The following is a 4,710-nucleotide window of genomic DNA, read 5'->3' on the forward strand; positions in this document are numbered from 1 at the left end:
GTTCCTGAGGATGCGAAGCCGGGTGACAAGATCACTGTTCCGGTTGTTGTGACCTACCCGGATGGCACCACGGACACCGTTGACGTCACCGTCACGGTGACCGAGAAGGACGCTACCCCGGTTACTCCGGTGGCCCCAGTGGAGAACAACCCATCTCTTGGTGCGACTGCCGACGACCCGGCATCTTGTAAGGTTCCGCCGTTCGTCACCGTCGAAAAGACCGAGGGTGTCGAGTACAAGGTGACCGTTGACGGTAAGGAACTGACGCCGGACGCTGACGGCAAGTACGTCTACGAGTACGGCCAGACGGTCAAGGTCGAGGCAACCCCGGCCAAGGGCTTCACCTTCCCAGCTGGTACTCAGACGACCTGGACCTTCACTAGCCAGAAGAGCGAAGTCTGCGATGCTCCGGAGACTGAGAAGCCTGACTGGAAGGATGACTCCGGTAAGCCTGGCGACAAGGTCGAGATCCCGAACACCGGCGGTGACGTTCCGGATGGCACCACTGTTGAGACCGAGGGGCCGGGTAAGGCTGAAATCGATGACGAAGGCAAGCTGATTGTCGACGTCGATAAGGACGCTAAGCCTGGTGACAAGATTGTTGTCGTTGTCAAGGACAAGGACGGCAACGAGATCGACCGCGTAGTCGTCGAGGTTGAGAAGCCTGATGCTCCTGCTGATAAGCCGGATTGGAAGGATGACGCGGGTAAGCCTGGTGACAAGGTCGAGATCCCGAACGCTGGTGGTCCGGTTGAGGATGGCACCACGGTTGAGACCGAGGGTCCGGGTAAGGCTGAAATCGATGAGGACGGCAACCTGGTTGTCGACATCGATAAGGACGCTAAGCCTGGTGACAAGGTTGTTGTCGTTGTCAAGGACAAGGACGGCAACGAGATCGACCGCGTAGTCGTCGAGGTTGAGAAGCCTAAGAAGCCGATTATTCCGGGTGGACCGACCTGGCCGATTGACCCGAACAAGCCGGGTGAGGACGATCCGTCTGAGACTCCGGAGGTCATCAAGCCGACGATTGATCCGGCTAAGGATGGTGACAAGGAGATCACTGGTACCGCTAAGCCTGGTACGGATCTCACCGTTATTGTCACGGACAAGGACGGCAAGAAGACCGAGAAGACTGTCAAGGTTGGTGATGACGGTAAGTGGAAGGTCGTTGTTGACAAGGAGCTGAAGACCGGCGACAAGATTGTTGCAACGGATAAGGATGGCAACAAGGCTGAGCGTGTCGTCACTGGCGATTCCAAGCCGGCTCCGAAGCCTGATGACTCCGATTGGACTGGTTCTTCGAACCTGTCTGAGCGTTGCATCAACACCGGTCTGGGTATTGGTATCCCGCTGCTGTTCCTGATTCCGGTTGGTCTGGCTTCCCAGATGAACATTCCGGGTCTGTCGGAGTTTGTTGCTCCGATTAACAAGCAGATTCAGGATCTGAACACCCGTCTGCAGCAGCAGGCTGGTCTGTTCAACGGCCCGTTGGCTGACCAGGTCAATGGTATTAATGCGCAGCTGAAGCGTTTCGGTGCTGATTACCAGCAGGCTGCTGGTGCTGTGGCTCTGATTGCTGCTGGTGCTTTGGCTATCGGCTTGTTGGCTGATGCTTGTGCACCGGGTGCTGACGAGGGTTCCTCTAAGTAAGAGGAAGACCGCGATAACCGAGGGCCAGCCGGCCCCTGTGGCCGGCTGACACGCTAGAAGGTCAGTCTGTAGCGCCAGGCCCCCTTTCTCACTGTTTCCCTGCGGTGGGTGAAGGGGGCTTTGGTGATCCTGCGCCCCCGGGCCGGAGCCCGGGGCGGCAATGCGTCGTCGTGGGACACAGTGAGTTTTGGTGGTTGTGGGGAACAGGGGGACGTCGCCAAGCAGCGAGGCGTCAAATGTGTGCGATAATTCGAGAATGACTACCGCAGGCGACATCGCAGGCCAGATCGGAACCCCCCTAACAGGAAACGCCACCAAGGTGCTGCTCCTAGGGGCGGGTGAGCTGGGCAAGCAGTTAGTAATTGCCTTTCAGAACTTAGGGCTTGAGGTTCACGCCGTGGACCGCTACGCAGGAGCACCCGCGCAACAGCTTGCGCACTTTAGCTACATCGCAGACATTAGGGACCCATACAAGGTGTGGGAGCTGACTGAGAAGATTAAGCCAGACTACGTAGTCCCAGAGGTGGAGACTGTCGCGGTGGAGACGCTGAAGCGTATAGAGGAATTCGGCACCACTGTCGTGCCGTCAGCGCGGGCTTGTGAGCTCACGCAGTGCCGTGAGAGCGTGCGTGAGGTCGCTGAGAGGATTGGGCTGCCCGTCACTGCCTATCGCTTTGCTGAGTCCGCTGAGGAGTTGCAGGAGGCAGTGGGGGAGTTGGGGCTGCCGTGCATCGTGAAGCCGGACATTACGACCTCAGGGAAGGGGCACATCCTTCTTAAGGAAGAAGAGGACGTGGAGGAGGCCTGGGCCATGGTGCGCCACGTGTCCTCGGAGTATAAGCGCGTCGTGGTGGAACGCTTCGTCGACTTTGACTATGAGGTCACGCTGCTTGCTGTGCGCTCCATTGACCCGGCTACGGGCAAGATGGCCACGTGGTTCAGTGAGCCCATTGGCCACCGCCACGAGAAGGGGGATCTGGTGGAGTCCTGGCAGCCGATGGCGATGAGTGAAGACGCCCTAGCGAACGCACGCTCCGTTGCGGCGCGCATCTCCAACGAATTGGGCGGGCGCGGTGTTTATGGCGTTGAGCTCTTCGTAGCGGGTGATGAGGTGTACTTCTCCTCTGTCTCGCCGCGTCCTTTGGATACCGCAATGCTGACTGGATACACACAGCGCTTCTCTGAGTTTGAACTCCATGTCCGCGCAATGTTGGGCTTCCCGATCGATGTGACGTTGGTCAGCCCCGGTGCGGCAGTCATTCTGCACGCGGACGCTGAGCTTGATGATGTCTCCTACTCCGGCCTCGATGCTGCCATGGCTTATGAGGAGACGGACGTGCGTCTGTTTGGTAAGCCGTGGGCGTATGCAGGGCGCCGAATGGGGATGGTGGCTACGACTGCAGAAGACGTTGAGACAGCCCGCGACAGGGCAGCACTCGCGGCGGCGAAGATTACTGTGGAGCCGGGCTCGTCTTCAGGGGGAGATCAGGCGGATGCGCAACCTGTGGCGCCCGCGGGCTCGCCGGTCTCCGACATCGAGGTTATTGAGGTCCCTGAGCCGGTTGTCGACGTTGACCCGAAGCTCACGCGTTCCGCGGATGATTAATGAGGGCTCGGCGAGCCATAAATCTGATTAATGGGGGTAGTGGTCTAAGCCCCGTGGGATGAGGTTTCTAATGGGGAATGACGGCCGTGCTTTGTGCACGGCCGTTTCGCGTGTCTGCGAGGTGTAGCGGCAAGGGTGTTAAATGCTTGCGAGTACGAGTTTTCGCGGGCCTTGGGGTGCTGCAAGGTGGTGAGGTTCGTAGGTGCGTACAAGGGGATTAGGCCAGCGCGGGTGCGGACAGTGCTGTTGCGCTGGCGGAAGGTTTCCTAGCGCAATCCGGGTGGGAAAAAACTGATATGCAAACTTAGTAAATCTTAGATTGAGTATTATAAGAAATACTTAGAAGTTGACGATGTGAAGGAAAAATAGAACAAGTGGGCGGTAGATAGGAGCTGCCTGACTTGAAAACGGTCTAGTGCAGCATAAATACGCTCCAACTTGGGTATAGGCGAAATTTATAGAGCAATGAGATACCTTGCAGCTTCCTGTGTCGAATGATAGTCTCCTGAGTGGACCATAAGAGTTCGTGAGATTCGTGAGAAGAATCGCCGGTAAAGGTGTAAAAACCTACGTCCCGATTTCAGATTGGTTCAGTGGTCTAAGGCTGCTGTGCAGAAAACTTGTAGACATTCACATCATTCGAAGAGGAAACGATGAGTAGATTAAGGAATATCTCCAGAGAGGGGTGGATGGTCTTTACTGCTGTGCTTACAGCAATTGCAGTAATTGCGGCCATGGTTACCGTTCCCTGGGCGAAGGCTGGCGCGGCCGAGCCGACTGATTTCGTGCCTAACACCACCTTGGGCGCTGAAAATGCGAAAATTGGCGGAGATCATAGCTGGGGCCAGCTTGTGTGGGCTGGTGTTCCGCCAGAAGGTGCGAGAAACCCTCACAAGAACAACGATGTCGGATGGGGCTGGTGTATTGATTACACTGTTGCCGATCCCATGCTCAAGAAGGGCAGCTACAAGAAGTCCACAGCAGGTGCGATTCGCTTTGATGACCCGAAGTTCCAGAATGCGGCTATCGGCATTGCAATGAAGCTGCGTGATGCTACGGCGGCTGGCGATAAGAAACTTGCTAACCGTTACAGCGTTTACTTGGCAGCGCTCGTCTCTGATGCGTCGGGTAGGGCTGCCGCGATTAAGTTTATTCACGCAAACGACGGCGGAAATGTTTCTGGTCTGGCACGTCCGCTCCACGGGTTCGACGGCAATTCAGAGGATTTCACGGCGAACACGGGGCTGCGCATTCTAAAGGACAATGCCCAAACGCTCGACCAGCAGTTTGAAGCCGATCCGTCGGTTACTATCCCTGAGCAGCCGGCGGATGCCTTCATCACTGTGGTTGGTCCCAACGGCATAACCACTCATAACAGTGGTGGGGGACAGCGTGTGGTTCCGATTGACCAGCCTGGTCTTCCAGGTGAGTCTGATACTCCGAAGATTTCGACG

General features: G+C 56.9%; 2 protein-coding genes and 1 pseudogene. All 3 read left to right on the forward strand.

Annotation, left to right across the window (positions count from 1 at the left end):
• Positions 1-1,650 (forward strand): Ig-like domain-containing protein (locus HMPREF3009_RS00025; protein ID WP_232760831.1); only part of this gene is annotated, 1,650 nt, incomplete at its 5' end.
• Between the two features lie 256 nt (positions 1,651-1,906).
• Complete coding sequence (gene purT, locus HMPREF3009_RS00030; RefSeq protein ID WP_070679221.1) at positions 1,907-3,256, forward strand: formate-dependent phosphoribosylglycinamide formyltransferase; 1,350 nt, start codon at positions 1,907-1,909, stop codon at positions 3,254-3,256.
• A gap of 689 nt (positions 3,257-3,945) precedes the next feature.
• Positions 3,946-4,710 (forward strand): annotated as a pseudogene (locus HMPREF3009_RS13490) (adhesin); the annotation flags it as partial.

Origin of the sequence: Corynebacterium sp. HMSC034H07, from assembly GCF_001815175.1 — a bacterium.
GTDB lineage: Bacteria > Actinomycetota > Actinomycetes > Mycobacteriales > Mycobacteriaceae > Corynebacterium > Corynebacterium hiratae.